27 protein-coding genes are annotated in these 23,293 nt (G+C 53.0%); 8 read left to right on the forward strand and 19 right to left on the reverse strand.

Annotation, left to right across the window (positions count from 1 at the left end):
* Window positions 1-11: 11 nt before the first annotated feature.
* Genes AC2FNV_RS02290 through AC2FNV_RS02300 form a run of 3 tightly spaced genes read right to left on the reverse strand, consistent with a single transcriptional unit; the run spans window position 12 to window position 3,428 of the window.
* Window positions 12-1,370: a glutamine synthetase family protein gene (locus AC2FNV_RS02290; RefSeq protein WP_170475841.1), complete on the reverse strand. Its 1,359-nt coding sequence runs from the start codon at window positions 1,368-1,370 to the stop codon at window positions 12-14.
* The gene (locus AC2FNV_RS02295; protein WP_496772279.1) at window positions 1,370-2,050 is read right to left on the reverse strand and encodes a type 1 glutamine amidotransferase; all 681 of its coding nucleotides are present in this window, start codon (window positions 2,048-2,050) and stop codon (window positions 1,370-1,372) included. The genes AC2FNV_RS02290 and AC2FNV_RS02295 overlap by 1 nt, the downstream gene beginning before the upstream one ends.
* 58 nt (window positions 2,051-2,108) lie before the next feature.
* Window positions 2,109-3,428: a glutamine synthetase family protein gene (locus AC2FNV_RS02300; protein WP_170603819.1), complete on the reverse strand. Its 1,320-nt coding sequence runs from the start codon at window positions 3,426-3,428 to the stop codon at window positions 2,109-2,111.
* 144 nt (window positions 3,429-3,572) lie between these two features.
* Between AC2FNV_RS02300 and AC2FNV_RS02305 the strand changes: the two genes are divergently transcribed.
* The gene (locus AC2FNV_RS02305) at window positions 3,573-4,382 is read left to right on the forward strand and encodes a M90 family metallopeptidase (protein WP_170603818.1); all 810 of its coding nucleotides are present in this window, start codon (window positions 3,573-3,575) and stop codon (window positions 4,380-4,382) included.
* Window positions 4,383-4,402: 20 nt separating this feature from the next.
* Here the strand turns inward: AC2FNV_RS02305 and AC2FNV_RS02310 are convergent, their stop codons facing one another.
* From AC2FNV_RS02310 to secG, 11 genes are all read right to left on the reverse strand, one after another.
* On the reverse strand, window positions 4,403-5,209 hold the full coding sequence (locus AC2FNV_RS02310) for an ABC transporter permease (RefSeq protein ID WP_170475833.1): 807 nt from the start codon (window positions 5,207-5,209) through the stop codon (window positions 4,403-4,405).
* Window positions 5,206-6,093 (reverse strand): ABC transporter permease, encoded by an 888-nt coding sequence (locus AC2FNV_RS02315; RefSeq protein WP_170603817.1) that lies wholly within the window; start codon window positions 6,091-6,093, stop codon window positions 5,206-5,208. The genes AC2FNV_RS02310 and AC2FNV_RS02315 overlap by 4 nt, the downstream gene beginning before the upstream one ends.
* A gap of 91 nt (window positions 6,094-6,184) precedes the next feature.
* Window positions 6,185-6,910 (reverse strand): transporter substrate-binding domain-containing protein, encoded by a 726-nt coding sequence (locus tag AC2FNV_RS02320; RefSeq protein ID WP_170475829.1) that lies wholly within the window; start codon window positions 6,908-6,910, stop codon window positions 6,185-6,187.
* A gap of 32 nt (window positions 6,911-6,942) precedes the next feature.
* Window positions 6,943-7,719 (reverse strand): ABC transporter ATP-binding protein, encoded by a 777-nt coding sequence (locus AC2FNV_RS02325; RefSeq protein ID WP_170475827.1) that lies wholly within the window; start codon window positions 7,717-7,719, stop codon window positions 6,943-6,945.
* A 125-nt stretch (window positions 7,720-7,844) separates the two neighbouring features.
* Window positions 7,845-8,588, reverse strand: coding sequence for a phosphate/phosphite/phosphonate ABC transporter substrate-binding protein (locus AC2FNV_RS02330; RefSeq protein ID WP_174823122.1), 744 nt, complete (start codon window positions 8,586-8,588; stop codon window positions 7,845-7,847).
* A gap of 5 nt (window positions 8,589-8,593) precedes the next feature.
* Window positions 8,594-9,031, reverse strand: coding sequence for a tellurite resistance TerB family protein (locus AC2FNV_RS02335; RefSeq protein WP_170603815.1), 438 nt, complete (start codon window positions 9,029-9,031; stop codon window positions 8,594-8,596).
* A gap of 20 nt (window positions 9,032-9,051) precedes the next feature.
* Window positions 9,052-9,501, reverse strand: coding sequence for a tellurite resistance TerB family protein (locus AC2FNV_RS02340; protein ID WP_170475821.1), 450 nt, complete (start codon window positions 9,499-9,501; stop codon window positions 9,052-9,054).
* A gap of 42 nt (window positions 9,502-9,543) precedes the next feature.
* On the reverse strand, window positions 9,544-9,837 hold the full coding sequence (locus tag AC2FNV_RS02345) for a DUF1330 domain-containing protein (RefSeq protein ID WP_170475819.1): 294 nt from the start codon (window positions 9,835-9,837) through the stop codon (window positions 9,544-9,546).
* A 62-nt stretch (window positions 9,838-9,899) separates the two neighbouring features.
* Window positions 9,900-10,670: an isocitrate lyase/PEP mutase family protein gene (locus AC2FNV_RS02350; RefSeq protein ID WP_170603814.1), complete on the reverse strand. Its 771-nt coding sequence runs from the start codon at window positions 10,668-10,670 to the stop codon at window positions 9,900-9,902.
* Window positions 10,671-10,777: 107 nt separating this feature from the next.
* Window positions 10,778-12,421 (reverse strand): CTP synthase, encoded by a 1,644-nt coding sequence (pyrG, locus tag AC2FNV_RS02355; protein ID WP_170475815.1) that lies wholly within the window; start codon window positions 12,419-12,421, stop codon window positions 10,778-10,780.
* 159 nt (window positions 12,422-12,580) lie between these two features.
* Window positions 12,581-12,946, reverse strand: a complete 366-nt coding sequence (gene secG, locus AC2FNV_RS02360; RefSeq protein ID WP_170476577.1) for a preprotein translocase subunit SecG — start codon at window positions 12,944-12,946, stop codon at window positions 12,581-12,583.
* Window positions 12,947-13,096: 150 nt separating this feature from the next.
* On the opposite strand from secG, the gene nthA reads away from it, so the two are divergent.
* The 5 genes from nthA (at window position 13,097) to AC2FNV_RS02385 (ending at window position 16,354) form a co-directional block, all read left to right on the forward strand.
* Window positions 13,097-13,711: a nitrile hydratase subunit alpha gene (gene nthA / locus AC2FNV_RS02365; RefSeq protein ID WP_170603813.1), complete on the forward strand. Its 615-nt coding sequence runs from the start codon at window positions 13,097-13,099 to the stop codon at window positions 13,709-13,711.
* A complete protein-coding gene (gene nthB, locus AC2FNV_RS02370; protein ID WP_170603812.1) occupies window positions 13,708-14,385 on the forward strand; it encodes a nitrile hydratase subunit beta in 678 nt (225 codons plus the stop codon). Before nthA ends, nthB begins: the two co-directional genes overlap by 4 nt.
* Window positions 14,382-14,717, forward strand: coding sequence for a nitrile hydratase accessory protein (locus AC2FNV_RS02375; RefSeq protein WP_170603811.1), 336 nt, complete (start codon window positions 14,382-14,384; stop codon window positions 14,715-14,717). Before nthB ends, AC2FNV_RS02375 begins: the two co-directional genes overlap by 4 nt.
* Window positions 14,718-14,816: 99 nt before the next feature.
* Window positions 14,817-16,112, forward strand: a complete 1,296-nt coding sequence (locus AC2FNV_RS02380) for an adenylosuccinate synthase (protein WP_170475807.1) — start codon at window positions 14,817-14,819, stop codon at window positions 16,110-16,112.
* Entirely contained in the window at window positions 16,112-16,354 is a 243-nt protein-coding gene (locus tag AC2FNV_RS02385; protein WP_170475805.1) for a DUF2842 domain-containing protein, read from the forward strand. The genes AC2FNV_RS02380 and AC2FNV_RS02385 overlap by 1 nt, the downstream gene beginning before the upstream one ends.
* A 91-nt stretch (window positions 16,355-16,445) precedes the next feature.
* Here AC2FNV_RS02385 and AC2FNV_RS02390 read toward each other — a convergent pair whose 3' ends face one another.
* Window positions 16,446-18,170 carry a putative sodium/potassium/calcium exchanger gene (locus AC2FNV_RS02390; protein WP_170610299.1) on the reverse strand — a complete coding sequence of 575 codons (1,725 nt, stop codon included), beginning with the start codon at window positions 18,168-18,170 and terminating at the stop codon, window positions 16,446-16,448.
* Window positions 18,171-18,292: 122 nt separating this feature from the next.
* Here AC2FNV_RS02390 and AC2FNV_RS02395 point away from each other — a divergent pair, with 122 nt between their 5' ends.
* The gene (locus AC2FNV_RS02395; protein WP_170475801.1) at window positions 18,293-19,000 is read left to right on the forward strand and encodes a thiamine diphosphokinase; all 708 of its coding nucleotides are present in this window, start codon (window positions 18,293-18,295) and stop codon (window positions 18,998-19,000) included.
* Here the strand turns inward: AC2FNV_RS02395 and AC2FNV_RS02400 are convergent.
* From AC2FNV_RS02400 to AC2FNV_RS02415, 4 genes are read right to left on the reverse strand one after another with little or no spacing between them, the layout of a single operon-like run.
* Entirely contained in the window at window positions 18,945-19,859 is a 915-nt protein-coding gene (locus AC2FNV_RS02400) for a DMT family transporter (protein ID WP_170603809.1), read from the reverse strand. The genes AC2FNV_RS02395 and AC2FNV_RS02400 overlap by 56 nt on opposite strands.
* A gap of 49 nt (window positions 19,860-19,908) precedes the next feature.
* Window positions 19,909-20,325, reverse strand: a complete 417-nt coding sequence (locus tag AC2FNV_RS02405) for a GFA family protein (protein WP_170475798.1) — start codon at window positions 20,323-20,325, stop codon at window positions 19,909-19,911.
* Window positions 20,326-20,359: 34 nt separating this feature from the next.
* Window positions 20,360-21,733, reverse strand: coding sequence for an L-serine ammonia-lyase (locus AC2FNV_RS02410; RefSeq protein ID WP_170603808.1), 1,374 nt, complete (start codon window positions 21,731-21,733; stop codon window positions 20,360-20,362).
* Window position 21,734: 1 nt separating this feature from the next.
* Complete coding sequence (locus AC2FNV_RS02415; RefSeq protein WP_170603807.1) at window positions 21,735-22,436, reverse strand: glutathione S-transferase family protein; 702 nt, start codon at window positions 22,434-22,436, stop codon at window positions 21,735-21,737.
* Window positions 22,437-22,603: 167 nt separating this feature from the next.
* Between AC2FNV_RS02415 and rpiA the strand changes: the two genes are divergently transcribed.
* Window positions 22,604-23,293 (forward strand): ribose-5-phosphate isomerase RpiA (gene rpiA / locus AC2FNV_RS02420; protein ID WP_496772289.1); only part of this gene is annotated, 690 nt, incomplete at its 3' end.

A 23,293-nucleotide genomic window follows, 5' to 3' on the forward strand; every position in this document is an offset into this window, starting at 1 on the left:
GGAGGACATGGTTATACATTCAACAACAGGTGCTCTCGTTCCCAAGGAGAGATAACCTGCAGGAACTCTTCGTATTCCGAACGCTTGACGATCCCATAAACCCGCGCGAATTCAGGGCCTAAAACCTCGTGCAACGCTTCGGCCCCGTCAAAAAGGTCCAGCGCATTACCCATGACTTGGGGGATGTCACCTTCACCTTCGTAAGCATCGCCATAGAACTGCTTGCGCGGACGTTCCTGATTGACCAGACCTAAGTAGCCGCAGGCCAGCGATACGGCGATGCCCAGATATGGGTTGCAGTCCATTCCGGCGATGCGGTTCTCAATCCGTCGCGCTTCGGGGCCGGAAAGCGGGATACGAATTCCTGTAGTACGATTATCTCGAGCCCATTCCAGATTGATGGGCGCGGCGTGATCCTTAACGTATCGGCGATATGAATTAACATAAGGTGCCATGACTGCGAGACCTGCGGGCAGGTGGTTTTGAAGGCCTGCGATAAAGTTATAGAAGGCATCTGTTTCGCCCCCCTGTGGTCCCGAGAAAATGTTCTGGCCGGTATCAACGTCTGTAATCGAATGATGAATATGCATCGCCGAACCCGGCTCATCTTCGATTGGTTTGGCCATAAAGGTGGCAAAACAATTGTGGCGCAGTGCTGCTTCGCGGATCAGGCGTTTGAAGTAAAAAACTTCGTCTGCCAGCTTTACCGGATCGCCGTGGCGCAGGTTGATTTCCAACTGACCAGCGCCGCCCTCTTGTGTGATGCCATCTATTTCGAACCCCTGATGTTCGGCAAAATCATAAATATCGTCGATTACGGGGCCAAATTCATCAACGGCGGTCATCGAATACGCCTGACGTGCCGCAGCAGGTCGCCCCGAACGGCCCATCATTGGTTCGATACCCTGCGCAGGGTCGACATTTCGGGCCACAAGAAAGAACTCCATCTCGGGCGCTACGATAGGGTTCCAACCCTTGTCGCGATACAGTTGCACGACCCGCTTTAGGACATTGCGGGGGCTGTATGGGATTGCCTCTCCTTCGCGGTCATAAGCGTCATGGATAACTTGCAATGTCCAGTCGCCCGTCCAAGGAGCGGCAGAAGCGGTGGAAAAATCAGGTTTCAGGATCATGTCCCGCTCGATGAACCCATCTTCTCCTGCGGCTTCGCCCCAGTCGCCGGTTATAGTCTGATAAAAAATGCTATCGGGCAGATAAAAATAGGATTGCCGCGCGAATTTTGTCGCAGGAACGGCTTTACCTCTTGCGATGCCGGGAAGGTCGGAAATGATGCATTCGACTTCATCCAGACGTTTGCCATCCAGATAATTGCGGGCTGCCTGCGGCAGCTGGTCTGTCCAATCGGCCATCAGGCCCTCACTTTCTTCAGGAACGAGGCCATATGTTGTCCGATTTTCGCGTTATCATCTGGCCCGCCTGCTCGATTTGCAGCGGCTATCATCAATTCATCAGGGACGAGGCCCTTGCCGCGGGTTTCTATTAAACCCTGGATAAAGTCATCGCCATATTCCGGGTGTGCTTGAACCGTCCAGATAGTGTCACCGTAAGCGACCATCGCGTATTTGCAGAACTCATTGGCACCGGTCGCACGCGCACCGCTGGGAAGTTCTACCACCTGATCCTGATGCCACGCATTTAGTGTTACGGTTTGTCCGTCGTGGTCGTATTCCGTTCGTCCAACGGACCAGCCTCCGTTAAATTTTTCAACTTTACCACCTAAAGCCTGAGCTATGATTTGATGACCAAAACAAACGCCAATCAAAGGCTTGCCCATGTCGCGGATTTCACGGATCAAATTCTCCAATGGCGGAATCCAAGGGTGATCTTCGTATGCACCGTGCCGCGAACCAGTGATGATCCAGCCATCTGCCTGTTCTGCTGATTTTGGAAATTGGTTGTCGACTACGTTGTAGGTTGCAAACTCAAAGTTATTGCCGTCCAGCAAGGCGCGGAACATTCCATCATATTCGCCGAATTGGTCGTAGAGTTCGTCCGGGGGGTGGCCTGTTACCAGAATGCCAATTTTCATGGGTCACCAAATTTGATCAAATTTATTCTAACCGACTCCCATTGGTCGGGCAAGGGGATCATACGGCTTCAAGATAGCTGAGCCAGTGCTCGTCCGAAGGCCGGTCCGAAAAGCGGGCTATTTCCTGTCGTTTGGTCATTGCCAAATTGCGCACCAGTTCCTTGGAAAAGATACGGGTGATGATCGGATCGGTTTCGAACGCGGCGATGGAGGATTTCCAATCACCTGCCAATTGTGGAACGCCGTCCAGTTCATAGGCGTTGCCTTTGATCGGGGGAGGGGGACGAAGATCATCCTCGATACCAACTAAGGCTGCACCCAGCACAGCGGTTAACATCAGGTAAGGGTTTATATCGCCACCCGCGACACGATGTTCTATCCGTCTCGCCGCAGGGGCTCCGCCCGGTATGCGGATCGCCGCTGTTCGGTTTTCATAAGCCCAGCTGGCCCCGGTCGGTGCATGTGCACCTGGGACAAGCCGAGTATATGAATTTCCGTGAGGTGCAAAAATCAGCGTGCTTCCAGGCATTGCCGAGAGACACCCCGCCACAGCCGCACGTAGGATTTCAGTACCGTCAGGTCCTCCATTATCGAAAACATTGCGCCCGCTCCCGTCGGTGACCGAGAAATGGACATGCATACCATTGCCTGCGTCGTCAGCGTACGGTTTTGCCATGAACGTAGCGGTAAACCCGTGTTTCCGTGCAAGACCACGTGTCAAGGCTTTGAAAAGCCACGTATCATCTGCACAGCGCAATGCATCCTGATGGCTCAGGTTGATCTCGAATTGGCCAATTCCACTCTCTGAGATAGCGGTTTGCGCCGGGATGCCCATCGCCGCACATCCATCGTATAGATCGGTGAAAAAGGAGTCGAAGGCATCCATCTGCGCTATGGATAGAACGGCTTCGTCACTGAGGCGACGTCCTGTCACCGGGTTCAGTGGAGGCTTTGGTTGAGAGCCCGAAGCGTCAAGTAGGGTAAACTCTAACTCCGTCGCAGCGATAACCGACCAACCTCGCTTTGCATAACGAGACAGGATACTCGCCAGGGCGTGTCGCGGGTCGCCGGAAAATGGAGTTCCATTGTCGTCATACAATCCCATCGGGATAAGCGCTGTCGGCGTATCGAGCCAGGGCATCGGCACCGGCCCACGGTCCGTGGGCAGCAATACACCATCGGCATCCCCGCTTTCGAATACCAGCGGGCTTCCATCTATGTCGGCTCCCCAAAGGTCGACATTAAGGGCTGAAAACGGCATACGCACCACGCCCTTTTCCAATTTGGGCGCATAAGATGGGGGAACACGCTTACCGCGCATCTGACCGTTCAGGTCACAAGCCGCCACGCGGAAAGTGTGCAGGCTGCTCAGGTCCATAGAAACCTCCGTCGGACTTCTTTTGACTGGTTTAAAGGAGCCGACGAGGGATGTCACGGAATTTGATCAAATTTTGGATACGGTAACTGAATGGACCTGACTAAATGAATTTCCTCTCAGTCTAGCTCGGTCTATGGTTTGTGCATGTACGTTGTTCTTGTCATATTAATGCTTATCGGGGCTTTCTCGAGCTATCGGTATTGGTCCAGATCGCAAATCAGGTCGCGGCTGCTGTCGACACCGCTTTCTGATCGCGATCAGGCGATTATCCAAGCTCATGTGCCTATAGTCCGAAAGCTACCATCAGATCTACGTGCCAAATTGGACGGCAAAGTGAACCTGTTTCTGGAACAAGTCGATTTTTACGGCTGCGATGGGCTGGAAGTTACCGAAGACATGCAGCTTTCGATCGCAGCGCAAGCCTGCCTGCTAATTGTTAACAGTGACCTATGGTACGACAATCTAACGACGGTTCTTATTTATCCAAATGCCTTTAAATCGCGCCAACGAAGACATTCAGGATATGTCGTAACAGAAAAGGAGATCGTCAGAACCGGAGAAAGTTGGGATCGCGGACCAGTGATCCTGTCATGGGCTCACAGCGAGCAGGGTGCGCTGAACGACCACGATGGGCACAACGTCGTATTTCACGAATTCGCCCACCAAATCGATGATCTTTCCGGTGGCACTAATGGAGTTCCGGTGCTCGCCAAAGGACAAAGTTTTGCCGAGTGGGAGCGGGTATTTTTGACCGCGTACAAAGCGCATGTTCAAGCAGTTGAGAAAGGTTCATCCACTGTTATCGACCCTTATGGTGCCGAAGGCCACGAGGAGTTCTTTGCAGTTTCGGTAGAGGTTTTCTTTGAGCGACCATTGGCCTTAAAGAAGTCCGTGCCCGAGGTGTATGCTCAGCTGTCGCAGTTGTTTCACCTTGATCCGGCCACATGGCAATAAAGATCGCTTGCAAAGTATGTTCAGCGCGCAAGATTTAGCCGAAGGCGCATCTTTGCTTTTTTGGCAGCTGGCAGATGTCGGTTCAGGCGTTTGTTCACTAATCCAAAGCACCAGATAACGACTAACGTCATCAAGATAAAGTAAAACGCCAGGATTGGGTAAGGGATGAAAGGATTGAATGTCTTATCCGCAAAATAGCTGGCGTAATACAACGCGTCTCCGCGCTGTTGCCACGCTGGGAATGCCGAGAAAAACACCAAAGTCGTCGCGTGAAACAGAAAAATCGCTTCATTTGTATATGCGGGCCAGGCAAGTCGCAGCATGGTTGGCCAGACGACCCTTCGAAACCGTGACCATCCGGACATTCCATATGCGTCCGCTGCCTCGATATCACCTTTGGGGATTGAGCGCAGCGCGCCGTAAAAAATTTCACCTGAATAGGCCGCTGTGTTCAGAAACAACACGATCAGTGCGCCCAGCCAAGCTGAAGTAAACGCATCGAAAAGAGGATATGTTTTCTTCAAAGACAGAAAAAAGAAATATGCAAAAAAGAACTGGATAAACAGTGGCGAACCCCTGAACAGGAATATGAACCACTCAGACGGCTTGCGCAGCCACTTGTTTTGCGAAGCCTTGCCCACGGCCAGTGCCGTCGCCAAAAAAAATCCTGTCGCCAGTGCCATGAGCCCGAAGTACACATTCCAGATCATCCCGGAACCGATCAGCGTAAATTGTTCACACAGTGTGAAATCGGTTTTTGGCAGCAGGCGTTCTCCGATACCGATCGAACGGAGGCCGTAATCCTGAATGGTTTGCAAACAGCTCATGCGGTGGTCTCCTTGCGCAAAAGCTCACCGCCAGATGTGGCCTGACCGTGCGACAGACGACGCATAAGCTTTTCCAGGCCGAGTTCTGATACACGGGTCATCCCAAGGTAAAAAATCAGGAGAAACAAAAAGTACCACATGCGCCAGTCGCCGTGGGGGTATTGCGTAAATTTCGACGTTTTCGTTCCTCCCAGCTCCCTCGCCCAATAGACGATGTCCTCGATGCCCAGAAGGAACAGCAAGGGCGTAGCCTTAATCAAAACCATCCATAAGTTTGACAGGCCGGGCAGGGCATAAACCCACATCTGTGGCACGAGAATACGCCAAAAGGTTTGGCGTCGCGTCATCCCATACGCTTCAGCTGTTTCCAATTGGGCGTGCGGCACGGCACGCATACCGCCGAACAAGACGTTGGCGGCAAAAGCGCCGAAAACAATGGAAAACGTGATGACAGCCAGGAAGAAGCCATAAGTTTCGTGAACCCATTCAGGGGCTGTGCCCAAGGGCAATTTCGCGGCCTGACATACAAGGAAATCGTTTCCCTGCCGAACCGAATCGGTCCAATCAGGGCAAAGAACCTTGTGGCGTATCCATTCAAAACCCTGATCCAAGGCAATAACAAAAAAGAGGAAAAAAGCGATGTCCGGGACACCACGTACAATCGCGATGTAGCCTTTTCCAAGCCAACTGAGCGGTGGAAAATGTGAGCGGGCAGCCATTGCGCCGACGAAACCAAAGCTAAGCGCCACCGGTGCAGTCACCGCGAGCAAGAGCAGCACCTTTAAAAAGGATACATAAAACGACCAATGAACGCCTGTTGTCAGGTAACACGAAAACCAGCGGAGTGTGCCGAGCGTATCGGGATCAGTGCAATAGGAAAACATTCACAAGCCTCTGCAGGCGGGTATAAAAACTGGGCACTTCGAATTGTACAATGGCCTGTGCCCGAACCGGGCACAGGCCGGTTGTTAAGTATCAGTCATAAACGACAGCGTTTTCGCCGAACCATTTTTTGATCATGGTGTTTAGCGTGCCATCAGCTTTCATCGAGTCGATCGCGGTGTCAAACTTGCCACGCAATTCTCCGTCGGATTCGCGAAGCCCCATTCCGACGCCACCACCCAATGGAACGTCATCCCCAACAAAAATCAGGTCTCCACCGGATTCTTCGACGATCGGAACCAGGTAGTCTTTATCGGCGAACACGGCGTCAGCTTCGCCGTTGCGAACTGCGGCAATTGTTTCTTCAGGCGTTGCGAACTCAACAAGAGTTGCGCCACCTTCTGCGACATGGCCTGCCTGAATCGTTGCAGTCTGGGCTGCAATCACGCCGCCCTCCAGATCGGCCGCGTCGGATGCAGCTACGTAAGCGGAAGCAGCTGGTGGGATATAGTTCTGGGTGAAGTCGATGACTTCATCGCGCTCATCAGTGATGGACATGCCAGCGATGATCGTGTCGTAGTTTCCCGAAACCAGGTTTGGAATAATCGAGTCCCAATCATTCTTTACCCACTCGCATTCTAGCTCGGCACGTTTGCACAACTCGTCGCCCAACTCACGTTCGAAACCGTCGATTTCGCCCGCGTCATTGATGAAGTTGTACGGAGGATACGCGCCTTCGGTACCCATGCGCACAGTATCTGCCATGGACATACCGGCAGTCAGCGCAAGCGCCGCAGTGGTCAGAATCAGGTTTTTCATTTGTTACTCCCCTATTTGGTTCTGTCCTGAAGTTATGCCGCCTTGGTGGCGGAGAGAAAACCCTGAAGCCGTTCGGATTCGGGGTTCGTAAAGATGTTTTTGGGAGGTCCTTCCTCTTCGATTTTGCCTTGGTGGAGGAACACCACATGGCTAGAAATGTCAGCAGCCATCTGCATATCATGGGTCACGATCAGCATCGTGCGCCCTTCAGCAGCCAGATCCTTGATTACTTTGATGACTTCCTGTTCAAGTTCTGGGTCCAAAGCAGAAGTCGGTTCGTCAAACAACAATGCTTCGGGCTCCATGCAAAGCCCCCTTGCAATTGCCGCGCGCTGCTGTTGTCCGCCGGACAATTGCGCTGGATATACGTCGCATTTGTCACCGATGCCCACTTTCTCCAAGTACTTTCGCGCGCTGGTTTCAACTTCCGACTTGTCGCGACCCAGAACGGTAACTGGTGCTTCCATAACGTTTTGAAGGATGGTCATGTGAGCCCAAAGGTTGAACTGTTGGAACACCATCGACAGATTTGTGCGAATTCGCAGAACTTGTTTGGGGTCTGCTGGTCGGCGATTGTTGCCGCTACCGCTCCATCGCACTGGTTCGCCCTTGAAAAGAATTTCACCTTCCTGACTGTCCTCCAGCAGATTGCAGCATCGCAACAGCGTGGATTTGCCTGAGCCCGAAGATCCGATCAAAGAAACTACGTCGCCCCGATGAGCTGTGATATCTACGCCCTTGAGGACTTCGAGATGTCCAAAGCTTTTGTGGAGGTTTCTGATCTGGATAACGGGGTCGGTTTCTGTCACTGGCAATCTCGGAGTGGTTTGTGTTGATGCGGTACTAGGGCCGAAAAAACGAGCCAATGCAATGCGCAAATAAGAATATGTACCGCGTAAACCACCAAATTGACCAAACGTTTTGCTCAAAATTGTCAGTTTCGCGCCATCAACGTCTTTGGTTTGGGCGGGTTGGGAACGGCCAAATACTCTGCGGGCGTTACTTGTGTCAGCCGCTTCAGGTGCAGAAGCCGCCGATCGGATGCAGCAAGGTCGTTGATGGCTGCACTTACTGCCGTCGCGACGCATGCCGCGTCCTGCCCGATGGCCGTGATGTAGGGTAACGCGGGGGTAGGAGGCGTTATTGCAACTTCCCGCAGGGTTTGCCCCAGGTTTGAGTGTTCGGTCAGCAGCGCCCATGTCAGTGCGTCCAAAGACGCGAAATCTGCACGACCTTCGACCACAGCCTGAGCTGAAAGAGCGTGCGCTCCTGTTTCCAGCAGTTTCTCTGGTTTTAGGTTTTGATCCAAGAGATAGGTAATAGGCGCGGCCCAGCCTGATTGTGAAAGCCCTTCGTTATACGCAAATGTACCCGAAACAAGTTCTCTCATTTCCCGGCCGTCTTTTGTACGGGCAACCAGAACCGAGTAATAATGACCCCGTGGACAATGCGGTAGCGCATAGTCTGGTGTGCCCACAAGCTTTACCTGTTCATGCAGGCGCGTCCGGTATGGCATTCCGCAAGTTTGGGCAAACAGTAATTCCGGGTCCAGCCAAACATCCCAAAAGTCGCGGTCCCGGGTCAGATATTGCGGGCCGAAACCAAGATGACCTTGGATCAGCTTCCAGAAACGGTCATTTGCGTCTTTCGTGGCGGGCATGTCGTACATGCCCAGCATCGCGATCACGACTTGGCCGCCTTTTGCCTGGCTAGAGCAGAGTCAACGTCGCTAACGCCCAGCAGACTAACCACCAAACGCAGCAGCGAATCCTCTTCGCCGGTGCGCTGTCCATCTGCCAGCACAACAGACCACATGGCTTGAACTACGCCGAGGCGGTCGCTGTAAGCCACTGCTTCTTTTATCGCGCGAGTGAAACGAACCGTGTCAGGCGCTTCGGCCTCAAGATCTTCCGCCTGCGAACGCAATGCGGCGGCCTCGAACGGAGATAGACCAAATCGCTCGGCCGATATGCGATCAATACGCGCCATTTCGGTGTCGGCATAATCATTATCAGAGCGTGCGATGCGCACCAAAAGAGCCGTCAGGGCCAGACGAGCGTCATCGTCGACCAGCGGATCAGGTTTTGGCTGAGTAAGCCGAGATAGAAAATCACTGAACATGGGCGAGATATAGATCCGGTTTAACTTGCTTCCAACCGCGATTGCACCCTTTCACGCGCGGCCTTGCTGTCGTTGAAACTCAACCCCATTGCAATACGGGCTTCTTCTACAATCTTGACCTCGCCCTCGTCGGTGTCGCCGTCGGCCAACACAATCTCCCACAAGGCATCCAGTGCGGCCAAGCGTTCCTTTTCCCCCGTCATCTCGCGGATCAACTTACCGAATGTGTCGGTTTCGGGCGCAGCGGCGTGAAGCTTTTCACACGTCGCGCGAACCTTGGCAGCTTCGATGGCGTTATGTTGGTAAAGGCGAGCCAAAATGCGGTCAATAAGGCTGATTTCTTCAAGCTTATAGTCACGGTCAGCTTGCGCGACGCGCACCATCAACGCGCCTAATGCCAGTTCAGCGTCAGGGTCCGGCAGATGTGAGTGCTCTGGCGGGCGAAAAGCCTGAAAGAACTTTTTCAACATAGGGTCAGGTTATCCCATATTTTGTGTTCCGCCAAGTGTTTGCTACACGTCATAGCCTCGGATTATAACTAGATCACCAGTAGACACTGGATCACGCAAAGCTTTTGCGCTTTGGTATCCGACGCTATTGTAGCAGGCCAAGGCGCTTTCGTAGCTGGGGAATTCTATCACAACCGTGCGGTTGCGCGTAGTGCCTTCCATTAAAGTTTGTTCGCCGCCCCTAACCAAGAATTTTGCGCCGTATTCGGCAAAAGGCGCAGCGTTTGCAGCAATGTACTTCTTATATGATTCCATATCGTCAACATCGACATGGGCAACCCAATATCCTTTGGCCAAAAGGTATCCTCCCGCAAATTTTCAGCAGGTTGAGGATGAATGAACTTAAAAGCAATCCCCTATTATGATTGAAATGCAGAACGCGCTTTGTCTTGAAGCCACACTAACATTTCGCGATAGGGCACAGGGCCGTAACTAATCCGCGCTACACCCAATTCCGCCAATTTGGGAGTATCAGGGGTACCAGGCAGGGCAATGATGTTTACCGGTAGCTCCGTGGAATCACACAGGCGAGCGATAAGCCTTTCATCCCTCAGACCCGGAGCGAAAAACCCGCTGGCTCCTGCATCGGCATATGCCTGAGCTCGTGCCATAGCGTCTTCCAGCATAACCTCGTCATGGGTGTCGGGGTGCGCTTCAAGGAAAATGTCAGTGCGCGCGTTTATGAATGCGGGAATCCCTGCCGCGTCACATCCCTCGCGCATTGCGGCAACGCGCGCTGACTGGGTTTCAATGTCGTATAAATCCTTGGTGCCCACGATTTGGTCTTCAAAGTTGAAACCAACGACCCCTGTTTCAAGTGCGCGTTGGACATTTGCTAGGATACCCAATGGCTTTTCGGCATAAGCGCCTTCAAAGTCCATCGTAACTGGTATGTCGACCGCGTCGACTATCCGGCCTGCGTTGTCCAGAGCCATGTCCAAAGGGATTTTTTGCCCATCCGAAAAACCTTGCGCCATTGCGACAGGGGCGCTGCCTGTTGCCAAGGCTTTGGCGCCTGCGTCCCGTACAGCAGTAGCGCTTCCTGCATCCCAAATGTTATACAGGATGACTGGATTCCCCTTTTCGTGCAGCGAAGTAAATGTTTCTGCATGCGTAATCTGTTTGTTCATAACCGACCTCCTGAAGAATGCAGCGGAAACCTCTAACCATGTATTTGACGTATCGCACAGAAGTGCGTGCCCAAGCCGTCACATTAGGGTGAACTAAAAAATAGAGATCATACCAGCCTGGATGTGTCTTTCGCAGCTCGCACGAAGTCCCTGAACAATGGATGAGGATCGAAGGGCTTTGACTTTAACTCTGGGTGATATTGCACGCCGATAAACCACGGGTGATCCGACCACTCAACGATTTCTGGCAAGCGACCGTCCGGTGACATACCTGAGAAGTTCAAACCCGCTTGTTCCAGCTTGTCACGATATTTTATGTCCACCTCGTAGCGGTGGCGGTGACGTTCTTCAATTGCAGTGCTTCCGTAAACTTCGGCCACCTTGGAACCTTCGCTGAGGACCGCGTCGTAGGCGCCAAGTCTCATGGTGCCCCCTTTGTCGTCGCCTACTTTGCGCTCGACTTTGTGATTACCTTGCACCCATTCCTTTAGGTGATAAACAACTGGTTCAAAACGCCTTTTCCCGGCTTCGTGGTCGAACTCCTCGGACCCGGCCTCGGAAATACCGGCGGCGTTCCGGGCTGCCTCGATGACAGCCATCTGCATACCCAGACATATACCAAGGTAGGGCACTTTATGCTCGCGCGCATATTGTGCTGCTTTAATTTTGCCCTCTGTACCGCGCTCACCAAACCCTCCGGGAACAAGAATAGCGTGGAATCCTTCAAGATGCGGCGCGGCATCCTCGGTGTCAAAAATTTCGGCATCCACCCATTCAACCTTTACCTTGACCCGGTTTGCCATGCCTCCGTGTGTAAGCGCCTCGGCAATCGACTTATAGGCGTCTTCGAGCTGAGTGTATTTGCCAACGATGGCGACCTTCACTTCGCCTTCGGCATTGTGGATACGGTCACTGACGTCTTCCCATTTTGCTAAATCGGGTTTGGGGGCTGGGCTGATTTGGAAAGCGTCCAGAACGGCTTGATCCAAACCCTCTCGGTGATAGGCAAGCGGTGCGTCGTATATCGTAGACAAATCCTGTGCGGCGATCACTGAATCAGGGCGCACATTACAGAACAGTGCCAGTTTCTCGCGTTCTTTAGTCGGAATCGGGCCTTCGGACCTGCAGACCAGAATATCGGGCGCCAGACCGATCGAGCGTAATTCCTTAACAGAGTGTTGAGTGGGCTTGGTTTTTAATTCGCCCGAAGCTTTGATGTAGGGCAGCAGGGTAAGATGCATGAAAATACACTGACCACGTGGTTTGTCCTGGCTGAACTGCCGGATTGCTTCGAAAAAGGGCAGGCCTTCGATATCGCCTACCGTACCGCCGATTTCACACAGCATGAAATCCACTTCGTCCTCGCCGATGGCGATGAAGTCCTTTATCTCATTGGTAACGTGAGGGATCACCTGAATCGTCTTTCCAAGGTAGTCGCCTCGACGTTCTTTTTCGAGCACGTTTGAGTATATCCGTCCGGAACTAACCGAGTCGGTCTTGCGAGCGGCGACCCCGGTAAAACGCTCATAGTGCCCAAGATCCAGATCGGTTTCGGCACCATCGTCGGTCACGAAAACTTCGCCATGTTCAAATGGGGACATGGTTCCGGGATCAACGTTGAGGTAAGGGTCGAGTTTTCGCAATCGGACAGAATATCCCCGCGCCTGCAACAAGGCTCCAAGCGCCGCCGAAGCAAGTCCTTTACCCAAAGATGAAACCACACCACCAGTGATGAAAATAAAACGCGCCATGTTTTTTCGGCTGCTCCCGTGAGACGTCATTATTAGCTGCCCGGCGGTTTAAAAAACCGCAGCACCACGGGACTTCACATATAAAGGATTCGCGTCAAAAGCGCAAGAGAACCGCAAGATGCTGTTGCTGTTCTTCTTTAGGTTTCTAGGTTTTGTGGCTTAGTCGGCCTGTGGGATCAGCGGTGCGTTATCGCCTTGCGCAGGAGGCAGCAAGTCATCGGCCAACGGAACCGCCGGTGTGCTTTCTTCGGTCGGAGCCGATGCGGGTACGCCAAGACGATCAATCACCGAGCTGCCCGAACTTTTCTGGGCCGCGAGAATGGTAAGCGTGATTGACGTAACAATGAAACACGCAGCAAGTATCCAGGTCAACTTGCCCAACGCGGTTGCAGCAGCGCGACCGGTCATGGCACCGCCACCGCCGCCGCCCATGCCAAGGCCACCGCCTTCGGACCGCTGCATCAAGACAACAGCAATCAGGCCAAGGGCCAAGAGGAGGTGGATGATGAGAACGACGTTTTCCATGGTCTTCCTGTGCGGCGTGACGTGTATCGCGTGGTACTTATGCAAGTTTGCAGTCGGGGGCAAGTGATGAGTTGGCCTCCAATTGCGTAATGGGTCAGATCACAGCAAAGGGGCTGGACAGCGTAGCAGGGACTCGCGCATGTTTCGGCCATGCCTCATGATGATCACGATCACCCGCACGCCCTTTTACCGCCCGAACCTGCGCTTCGTGTAAGGGCGCTCGAGACTGTTTTGATCCGCAAAGGTTTGATCGACCCCGCGGCGCTGGATGAAATCATCGACACCTATCAGAACAAGATAGGGCCGCAGAACGGTGCGCACGTGATTGCAAAAGCTTGGACTGATCCTGAATTCAAGCAGGCATTACTGGAAGATGCGACCTCTGTGGTGGCAGAATTAGGGTACCATGGGCGCCAGGGCGAGCACATCGTAGTGGCGGAAAACACTCCGGAACAGCATAACATGGTCGTCTGCACGTTATGTAGTTGCTACCCTTGGCCTCTGTTGGGCATACCACCGGGCTGGTACAAATCCGACGCCTATCGTGCAAGGGCGGTCCGAGAACCTCGTAAAGTGCTCTCCGAATTCGGTGTAACCTTACCCGTAGAAACGGCGGTGCGCGTGTGGGACTCAACCGCCGAAATACGATATCTCGTTTTGCCAATTCGCCCGGAAGGAAGCGAAAGTTTGAACGAAGAGGAGCTTGCTGCGCTTGTAACTCGGGACAGTATGATAGGTACCGGAATGCCAAGGGTGCCGTCATGACAAGAGTGCATGACATGGGTGGTCGTTTTGGCGATGGCGCGGTGACCCCAGAAGCTGTGGATGCCCCTGTTTTTCAACATGACTGGCATGCGCGGGCTTTGGCGGTAACCCTTGCCGCTGGATCGTTGGGGCAATGGAATATCGACATATCGCGCCACGCCAGAGAAAAACTGTCACCAAAGGATTACACCCGGTTTTCTTATTATGAAAAGTGGATTTCAGCGCTTGCAGATCTCTTGGTCGAAAGCGGAGTTTTAACAGAGAATGATCTAAAAAATGTCGAAGAGGCTGGGGAACACCCGCTGGCAGACCGGAAATTGAAAGCCGAAGCTGTTGCAAAAGTACTGGCAAGTGGCGGCCCCGCAGATAGACCCTCAGATATACCATTTGCTTTTGATGTAGGGCAGGCAGTCCTTACAACGCGGCCTGCCGCTAATAGGTTGGTTGATGGCGGCCATACCCGTTTGCCTGCCTATGCTGCCGGGGCAAAAGGAAGAATACTGATGGTCCATGGAACTCATGTGTTGCCTGATTCCAGCGCGCATCGATTGGGGGATGCTCCAGAGCCACTCTACGCGGTTGCCTTCCCCGCTGCTGAACTTTGGGCGGATCCGGAGCATCCGAAAGATGAAGTAGTATTGGACCTTTGGCAAAGTTATTTGGAACCCGCATGAGCGGATGCATGTCGCACTCTGCCCCGGAACCAGCCTTTGCTGAGCCATGGCATGCACAGCTGTTTGCAGTGACAGTTGCGTTGAACGAAGCTGGACAGTTTGATTGGCCTGACTGGGCGGTGCGTTTTTCGCAAACACTAAAACGACATGGTTTGGATCGTGAATTGAATGGCGGCAATGACTATTTTTTTGCTTGGTTGGAAACTCTTGAGGCTTTGCTTGAAGAGCAGGGTGCCGCCAGCTCCAACGAAGTTGTTGAACTGCGAGTCGCCTGGGAAGACGCCTACCTTAGTACGCCGCATGGCCAACCCGTTCAGTTGAATGGCGAGTGAGATCTAAAACTCGTCAACTGCGGCGAAAAATCGGTTTCCCTGCTGCGCGAGCCTCGTTATATCAGCCGGGTTTGATATCTCAGCGCAAAAGGACCGGATATGGCCAATGTGGTTGTTGTCGGCGCCCAATGGGGTGACGAAGGAAAAGGCAAGATCGTGGATTGGCTCAGCGAACGGGCTGACGTGATCGCTCGCTTCCAAGGTGGACACAACGCCGGGCATACTCTGGTCATCGACGGTGAAGTTTACAAACTGCATGCGCTGCCATCGGGTGTTGTGCGCGGCGGAAAGTTGAGCGTCATCGGCAATGGTGTCGTGCTGGATCCATGGCATCTGATGAAGGAAATTGGCACGATCCGAGAGCAAGGAGTCGAAATCACACCGAATTCCTTAATGATTGCCGAGAATACCCCTTTGATCCTTCCGATCCACGGAGAGCTAGACCGAGCGCGTGAAGAAGCGGCCAGCAAAGGCACCAAAATTGGAACAACCGGCCGAGGTATTGGTCCTGCCTACGAGGATAAAGTAGGGCGCCGTTCAGTAAGGGTGGCTGACCTAGCCGACGAAGCAACATTGGAAGCTCGCGTAGATCGGGCATTGCAACACCATGATCCGCTTAGAAAAGGACTTGGTATTGTGTCTGTGGATCGCGACGCTTTGGTAGCGCAGCTAAAAGAGATTGCTCCGCAGATATTGCCATTTGCGGCACCGGTTTGGAAGGTTCTGAACGAAAAGCGCAAGGCGGGAAAACGCATCCTTTTCGAGGGAGCGCAAGGAGCTTTGCTCGACATCGATTTCGGTACTTACCCGTTTGTTACCTCGTCCAACGTAATCGCGGGTCAGGCAGCAACGGGCGTGGGAATCGGCCCGGGCTCGATTGATTTCGTACTCGGCATCGTTAAGGCCTATACAACGCGCGTGGGTGAGGGACCTTTCCCAACGGAACTTCACGATTCGGATGGGCAGCGATTGGGTGAACGGGGTCATGAGTTCGGAACAACGACCGGTCGTCAACGCCGTTGTGGTTGGTTCGATGCCTGTTTGGTCCGCCAAACTTGTGCGACGAGCGGTGTAAATGGCATCTCACTTACCAAACTGGACGTGTTAGACGGTTTTGAGACATTGAAAATCTGCACTGGATACGACTTGGATGGAGAGCGGCTGGACTATCTTCCGATTGCGGCTGATCAACAGGCACGCTGCACTCCGATATACGAAGAAGTGCCGGGTTGGAGCGAATCCACAGAAGGCGCGCGCAGTTGGGCGGATTTACCCGCAAACGCGATAAAATATGTCCGTCGAATTGAAGAGTTGATTGAATGTCCAGTTGCATTGCTTTCGACCAGCCCGGAGCGGGACGACACCATTTTGGTGACAGACCCGTTTGCTGACTGATGGGCGGTGATCAGAAACCGGGCCTAAGTTATAAGGCGCGACGGAGATGGTCGCTGATGATCCTTGTGATCGGCTTGCCGCTTTATATCGTGGCTGTTGTGACTGTTGTAAACCTTCTCAATCGTCCGCCAATTTGGGTCGAGTTGCTGGTATATATCGTGCTGGGAATTTTGTGGGCACTGCCGTTCAAGTTTGTTTTCCGTGGTGTCGGCAAAGAGGACCCAGATCAAAACGGCAAATGACCGATCTGATTGTTTTTCAATAGTATCTTAAACGAAAATGGGCCAGAGAATGCTCTGGCCCAATAGGGATAAAATTGATTTGCGAGTTGCCTTAGCCTGCGGCGCGCGTGTCGTCCGGGCGGAACCCAATTTCGTTTGATGCAGCAAACCGGCCGCCGCCAGCCTTTTCAATCTTTCCATCGCGCAGCAGCTGTCCAAAGGTACGAAGGCTTTCCTCACGATTGAACGACTCTTGCTTTAGCGACCGCACCTTGTTCATCAATTGTGGACGCGAAAACTGTTCCTGTCCCTCGATAAACGAAAGATATGCAGCGGCCGCCTCCAGAAGATCCGGCAGCGACTGGGCGCCTTGTTCCCGTGCAAAGTGAGCAAATCCGCCTTCTTCTTCATCCACCTCCAGTTCATCTGAAGTAACGCGGCGGGGAGTTACAGGACCCGTATCGCGGTCATCCGTATCTATGCGCTGTTCGGCAACGAGTTTCAGCGGAGCCACAGTAGATCCTGGACGAGGGCTCTTTACCTGAACCTCAGGGCGTCGCGGACTGACAACCGATTCCAAATCGTCGCGATATTCCTTGTCGCTCTTTTCCATACCCTCTGCACCCTTGCTGGCGCGTTCTGCCTCGGCCGCAGCCACGGCAGTCCGCAGATGTGAATAAGTTTCACGCTGATCCGAGGTTGAAGGATCGTCAAAACGTTCGTCCGCCTTGTCCATAAGGCGCGAAACGTCTTCTTCCAGGCCGGTTTCCTCGTGGTAAGCGGTACGAATTGCTAGTTCGGATTCTACCAAAGAGATTTCGTCCAGCAGCCTTGCTTCATCTGCCGCAGTAAGGATGTTCTGATTTGCTTCAGGTTCATCACTTATAGCTTCATCCTGATCTTCAGAAGTATCCTGATCAGCCTCGAGAGTGGTCACAACTTCATCGGGTTCAATTTCCAAGGCTGCGTCGTCTTCGAGATCGGTGAACAGCACGTCACTTGATGCAACTTCGACCTCTTCTTCAGGCTCTTTCTGCTCAGGAATCTCGGCAGCTACCTCAATGGTCTCAGTTATTTCTACGTCGGTTTCTTCAATCTCGCCTTCAAGAAGTACGTCATCCTTAGCATCGACTTCGTCGGGAGCATTGATTTCTTGGATCAGCTCGGCCAAATCCTCGGCAGACGCTTCAGAGATTGGTTCTTGAATAGATAGTTCGTCAGTTTCGGCGACTTCGACTGATGGCGCTTCGGCTGTGGTCGGTTCTTCCTCAACATTTTCCTGCAGATCGCCCGCGCTGAGTGCGCCAGCCTCGAAAGCAGCAGAGATCGCATCGACCGGAGGTTGTGCAGGGGAAACGAATCCGCCGCCGTCTTCTTCGTCTTCACTGTATCGCGATGTGGTCTCACCAGAATGCGAAACAACAGCGCGAATGCGCTGCAACTTAGCTGCGATACTGTCTTCTTCGGCGGATTCACCCGCTTCGGAATCTGCAAAAAACTCTGCAGTGTCGTCAGCTGACGGCGTTTGTTGTGAAACAGTGGTGGGGGCCACAACCGAAGGCGACGCTGGGCCCGGCACTTCGTCAGCTGCGCGCAGCAGCAAACCGTCGTCGCTTTGGCTGGCTTCAATGTTTCGGGCGCGATTGCGTTGTGCAATTTGGGTCAACATTTCAGCGTCTGGCTGGGGGGGCTCGGAACCGAAATAACGGTCATCCGCTGCAAGATCGCGGAAGTATTCGGCAATCGCTTTCATTGTCTCAAACGAATCGTCGAAACCTTCCAATGTGCAGGAGAATGTACCGTAAGAAACGGTTAACACCTTGTTGTTCTGTACCATCAGACGCAGGTCCTCTACAAACTACCAAGTCACATTGTTGGGCGGAGTGCCCACCAATCGACTCTTAACTTTGCCTATGAGTCTATCATTTTGTGGTCTCATTATGTCCAAAACCGGGAATTATGGTCAATCTTGCCAAAATCAAACCAATTGTACGCGCTGAGGAGCCAATAGCGCTATTCGGCGGTGGCAAGATCGGCCCGCAAGATTTGAGTTTGGCGCTGAGTCGCGTCGATCGCTTGGTGGCCGCGGATGGCGGCGCGGCAATTCTTATCGATTCGGGTCACATGCCGGAGGCAGTAATCGGCGATCTGGACTCACTGGAACCACGACACCGAGATCGGATCCCTCCGGACCGTCTATTTCCGATCACCGAACAGGACAGCACCGATTTTGACAAGTCACTGCGTCATATTCAGGCACCCTTGGTTTTGGGTTTGGGGTTTCTTGGCGAGCGAGTGGATCATAAACTGGCGACTTTTAATTCTCTTATCAGGCGCCAAGACCGTCCCTGCGTTCTGTTGGGTTCCAAAGAGATCGTGTTTCATGCTCCGCCACAGATTGAGTTGCCAATTGAACCTGAGCAAACCGTTTCGCTGTTTCCTCTGCGTCGCGTAACGGGGAGCAGCAAGGGGCTGGAGTGGCCGATTGACGAACTGGTAATGGAACCCGATGGTTTGGTAGGAACTTCGAACAAAGCGGTTGCGAATGTCGAGCTGCGGATCGACGGTCCTGGGCTACTTGTGATCCTCCCGCGTAGCGCGCTGGATATCGTTATGCAGGCGTTTCTGTCGGGCCAGACTGGACGCTGGCCCGCTCCCGTAGAATGACGTAAAGCCCTGCGGCGATCGTGATTAATATGCCAATTGCAGCGATTCCATTGGGTAGATCATTGAAGACCAGCCACCCGATCAGGGTTGCGACAGGAATTTCCAAGTACTGCATGGGGGCTAGCGTGGCGGACGGCGCATACCGCAAAGACCACGTCATCATTAGGTGGGCAAGTGTTCCGAGTAGGCCAATTGCAAATAAAAGCCAGTGAACATCCCTGTCGGGAATGATCAAGGAGATTTCCCAGATTTCACTAAAGGTACCAATAGCAAGCATTGGCATTAGAACGACGCTCGCCATTAGGCCTGAGACAGCTTGAAGAGCTATTGGGTCGGTGTCCTTGGCAATCTGTCGTGTCACGAGCATGAACAACGCAAAGACTACTGCTACAAACAAAGGCAGTAGCGCCGGAGCCCCGACTTCGGCAAAGCTGGGTTGGATGACAAGCAATGTACCGAGGAAACCGACAATACATGCGATCAACCGGCGCGGCCCAACCTCTTCGTTCAAAACATATCGGCCCAACAGCAACAATATAAAGGGCATGACAAATGCGATGGCGATTGCATCCGCCAATGGCAGGTATTGCAAGGCGCTGAACATCGCCGCGATACCGAGAATATGCAAAACGGTACGAAGAACCGTCAATCGCAACACGCGCCCATGCATGCGGAACGATCTACGGGTCAGCACTACTAATGGAACTAATATCACAGCCTGAGCAGCAAAGCGGACAAACACAAGGAGGCCGACAGGGGTCGACTCTGCCAACAGCTTGGCCATGGCGTCGCCCCAAGGGGCGAGTACACAAAAACCTAGCATCAGAAAGATGCCGAATACGGGCCGATCTTGAGTCATTACGGAGACGCTAACTTCTTACCAAGTAAGTGAAAAGGTGCCTCGCGCATTAATTTTCAACTATTGGTTGATACTTGGTGTAATCCGGTCCGATACAGCCGGGTAACTCGTCGCTCAGCGCCAACCAACTTAGTTTTTCTTCAACTGCTACGTTGAGCGAAGGTTCCAACAGACCGGGATTTTCGAGTGTGGCAACATACAAATGCATGACGTCCGACATTTTGACGGATCTAAATGAAATCGGAGTGCCGCAATGTGAGCAAAACGAACGCTCTACTCCGGGTGACGAAGCAAAACGCTTTGGTTCCTCACCCGTCCATCTCCACTGGCCGTCCCGAACTCCGAAATAGGTGGTCATCGGAGCTGCGCATTGGCGTCGGCAACTGTCGCAATGGCAATTCACGCAAGAAAGTATTGGCAGATCGACTTCGAAGCGGACTGCGCCGCATAAACAATGTCCTTGCATGGAATTCCTCGGATTTTGAAGTTTAAGGTTGGTGTCAGCAATTAGGCACGTTGACTGCCAGACCACCCAATGAGGTCTCCTTGTACTTCTCGTGCATGTCAAGCCCGGTTTGGCGCATGGTCTCAATGACTGCGTCCAGCGGCACAAAATGCTTTCCATCGCCGCGCAGTGCAAGTGATGCGGCAGAGACGGCCTTTATCGCGCCGAGACCATTGCGTTCGATACACGGTACCTGAACAAGACCCGCGACTGGATCGCAGGTCATACCTAAATGATGCTCGAGAGCGATTTCGGCCGCGTTTTCCACTTGCTCGGGAGAACCACCTAAAACTGCACACAAGCCGGCTGCAGCCATCGCAGAAGCGCTGCCGACCTCGGCTTGGCAGCCCGCCTCGGCGCCTGAAATCGAGGCATTGAACTTCACCAAACCACCAATGGCCGCAGCGGTGAGCAGGAAATCTTCAATCTTATTTTCTGACGCTCCCGGAACATGATCAAGATAATAGCGTATCACCGCAGGCAAAACGCCCGCTGCGCCGTTTGTCGGGGCAGTGACGACTTGACCCCCGGCGGCGTTTTCTTCATTCACCGCCATGGCATAAACGCTCATCCAATCGTTTATGGTATGCGGTGCATTCAGGTTCATTCCTCGTTCGCCTTGCAAAGCGTCATAGATACCCTTGGCGCGGCGGCGTACGTGCAATCCGCCTGGCAGAATGCCATCGGTTGTCAGTCCTCTTTCGATACAATCGTTCATTACTTGCCAAAGCCGCGCCGATCCTTTCGCGAAACCGTCGGCGCATCCACGGGCTATTTCGTTGTCCCGCTTCATTTGAGCTATGCTTTTGCCGCTATCTTTTGCCATCTGCAACATTTCGACCGCAGATTTGAAAGGGAAGGGAACCGGGGCTCCTTCTTCCGTTGCCTTGCCTTCGGCCAACTCTTCTTCGGTCAACACAAAACCGCCGCCGATCGAGTAATAAACCTGCCGTAAGATGACATCGCCCTGAGCATCGGTCGCCATTAGGATCATTCCGTTGGCGTGACCGGGCAAGGTGTTGTCGAAATCAAAGGTCAGGTCAGTCTTTGGGTCGAATGTGAGAGTGGGTAGTCCTTCGGGCGACACGGACTGGGTTTCGGCTATGTTTGCAAGAGCGATTTCAGCCTTTTCGTGATTGTAGGTATCGGGAACAAAGCCGGCTAACCCGAGAATTGTCGCCCGGTCTGTCGCGTGACCCACGCCTGTAAATGCCAGTGAACCGTGCAGCGAACCGCGCAGACCAGTGAATTCGAATGGTGAGGAACGCAGCAACTCCAAAAACCGTGCAGCTGCCACCATCGGTCCCATGGTATGCGAAGATGACGGGCCGATGCCCACTTTGAACATATCGAAGACAGAAAGAAACATTTCAGGTTGCAGACCCTTCTGGAGGATTGGCGTAATTTGGCGCAGTAAAAGGTGTGGCTCCCAAGCCCTCTGCAGCGACAGCTGCTCGTGTCGCTGGACGCGACTCCAGTTGCATCAGAATAGACTGCAGGTGGGGTGTGTCGGATAGCTGGAGCCAGCTACGATCCTCGCCAGAAGGATAAAGCGCCATCCAGCGCATCATGCAGGCAATGTAATAGGTTAAGATCGAAGGTTGTTCCGCTTTCAGCCAGTCCGGTTTAGTTTTCGCAAGAGCATCCAGCACACTTAGATGCCGCCGCAAACGACGCTGTACTCCCGAACGTAATGCTTGGGCGTACGAGGGATCGATATAAGCGTCGGCGTAGAAAACAAGGCGTAGGTCGGCGTGCAATGTATTTGATGCAAAGAACAGCCATTTCAAAAACGCCGCGCGATCCAGACTTTCTGGGCTTGGGGCCAATTGCCCGTGTCTGTCGGAAAGCCATAGCAAGATTGCCGCAGTTTCAAAAATCGGCCCCTGTTCGGTTTCCAGCACGGGGATCAAACCATTTGGATTGAGATTTCGGTAAGTTTCACTGTTTTGTTCGTTGCTGCGGCGGTCAACCAAAACAGTTTCAAAGGGCAGGCCCATCTCTTCTAGTGCCAGTCGGATCACCAGCGATGCATTGTCGGGCGCGTAATGTAGGCGGTAGCGTGTTTTCATGTCTCCTATGTAAGCGAAGTGATTGCATAGCGAAGACCTGATTGCGACGCTTCCCATTGGAAACGCGTATTGGGTTGGACAGTTAATATTGGTGCAAGCAAGATTGGCTCTCGCAGTTGCTGAAAGCTTTCCGTATATAACCCGCAGAAGACTGAGGGGAAGTTGCCATGACTGGTGAAATGTCGCCGATTGAACAGGCTAAATTCGTTGCGGCCAACCGCGCGGCTGAACTCGTTCAGGACGGGATGCGTGTCGGGCTTGGAACCGGATCAACGGCCGCATGGTTGGTTCGACGCCTGGGAGAGCGTGTGTCGAAAGAAGGGCTGAAAATTCGGGGTGTGCCAACTTCGACCGCGACAGCCCAACTGGCGCGAGAGGTCGGAATAGAAGTCGTTTCACTGGACCAAGCAGGATGGTTGGATCTGACTATCGATGGTGCCGACGAGTTTGATGGCGAGTTAAACCTGATCAAGGGCGGCGGGGCGGCTTTGTTGCAGGAAAAGATTGTGGCCACTGCAAGCGATCAAATGGTGGTAATCGCAGATGCTGGCAAAGAAGTGGAAACACTGGGCGCCTTCCCTTTGCCTGTGGAAGTGATCCCTTTCGGATGGCAAACAACAAAATTGCTGATCGAAGAGGCGTTGGACACAATGGATGTGCTTGGTAACTCAGTCACGTTACGCATGAACAGTGAGGCTCCCAAGGTCACGGATGAGGGCAACCACATTCTGGACCTGCATTTGAAGCGAATAGGTAACGCTCGGCAATTGGCGCTTGTTCTCAATCAAATCCCAGGCGTTGTGGAGAATGGTCTTTTTATCGATATCTGCGACAAAGTTGTTATCGGCCACGGGGAT

It is taken from the genome of Ruegeria sp. BHSA163 (genome assembly GCF_059613365.1).

Coding starts and splice junctions, on each gene's coding strand:
- AC2FNV_RS02290 (WP_170475841.1), bottom strand. CDS start 1,370: ATGGCCGATTGGACAGACCAGCTGCCGCAGGCAGCCCGCAATTATCTG.
- AC2FNV_RS02295 (WP_496772279.1), bottom strand. CDS start 2,050: ATGAAAATTGGCATTCTGGTAACAGGCCACCCCCCGGACGAACTCTAC.
- AC2FNV_RS02300 (WP_170603819.1), bottom strand. CDS start 3,428: ATGGACCTGAGCAGCCTGCACACTTTCCGCGTGGCGGCTTGTGACCTG.
- AC2FNV_RS02305 (WP_170603818.1), top strand. CDS start 3,573: ATGTACGTTGTTCTTGTCATATTAATGCTTATCGGGGCTTTCTCGAGC.
- AC2FNV_RS02310 (WP_170475833.1), bottom strand. CDS start 5,209: ATGAGCTGTTTGCAAACCATTCAGGATTACGGCCTCCGTTCGATCGGT.
- AC2FNV_RS02315 (WP_170603817.1), bottom strand. CDS start 6,093: ATGTTTTCCTATTGCACTGATCCCGATACGCTCGGCACACTCCGCTGG.
- AC2FNV_RS02320 (WP_170475829.1), bottom strand. CDS start 6,910: ATGAAAAACCTGATTCTGACCACTGCGGCGCTTGCGCTGACTGCCGGT.
- AC2FNV_RS02330 (WP_174823122.1), bottom strand. CDS start 8,588: ATGCTGGGCATGTACGACATGCCCGCCACGAAAGACGCAAATGACCGT.
- AC2FNV_RS02335 (WP_170603815.1), bottom strand. CDS start 9,031: ATGTTCAGTGATTTTCTATCTCGGCTTACTCAGCCAAAACCTGATCCG.
- AC2FNV_RS02340 (WP_170475821.1), bottom strand. CDS start 9,501: ATGTTGAAAAAGTTCTTTCAGGCTTTTCGCCCGCCAGAGCACTCACAT.
- AC2FNV_RS02350 (WP_170603814.1), bottom strand. CDS start 10,670: ATGAACAAACAGATTACGCATGCAGAAACATTTACTTCGCTGCACGAA.
- pyrG (WP_170475815.1), bottom strand. CDS start 12,421: ATGGCGCGTTTTATTTTCATCACTGGTGGTGTGGTTTCATCTTTGGGT.
- secG (WP_170476577.1), bottom strand. CDS start 12,946: ATGGAAAACGTCGTTCTCATCATCCACCTCCTCTTGGCCCTTGGCCTG.
- nthA (WP_170603813.1), top strand. CDS start 13,097: ATGCCTCATGATGATCACGATCACCCGCACGCCCTTTTACCGCCCGAA.
- nthB (WP_170603812.1), top strand. CDS start 13,708: ATGACAAGAGTGCATGACATGGGTGGTCGTTTTGGCGATGGCGCGGTG.
- AC2FNV_RS02375 (WP_170603811.1), top strand. CDS start 14,382: ATGAGCGGATGCATGTCGCACTCTGCCCCGGAACCAGCCTTTGCTGAG.
- AC2FNV_RS02380 (WP_170475807.1), top strand. CDS start 14,817: ATGGCCAATGTGGTTGTTGTCGGCGCCCAATGGGGTGACGAAGGAAAA.
- AC2FNV_RS02385 (WP_170475805.1), top strand. CDS start 16,112: ATGGGCGGTGATCAGAAACCGGGCCTAAGTTATAAGGCGCGACGGAGA.
- AC2FNV_RS02390 (WP_170610299.1), bottom strand. CDS start 18,170: ATGGTACAGAACAACAAGGTGTTAACCGTTTCTTACGGTACATTCTCC.
- AC2FNV_RS02395 (WP_170475801.1), top strand. CDS start 18,293: ATGGTCAATCTTGCCAAAATCAAACCAATTGTACGCGCTGAGGAGCCA.
- AC2FNV_RS02400 (WP_170603809.1), bottom strand. CDS start 19,859: ATGACTCAAGATCGGCCCGTATTCGGCATCTTTCTGATGCTAGGTTTT.
- AC2FNV_RS02405 (WP_170475798.1), bottom strand. CDS start 20,325: ATGCAAGGACATTGTTTATGCGGCGCAGTCCGCTTCGAAGTCGATCTG.
- AC2FNV_RS02410 (WP_170603808.1), bottom strand. CDS start 21,733: ATGTTTCTTTCTGTCTTCGATATGTTCAAAGTGGGCATCGGCCCGTCA.
- AC2FNV_RS02415 (WP_170603807.1), bottom strand. CDS start 22,436: ATGAAAACACGCTACCGCCTACATTACGCGCCCGACAATGCATCGCTG.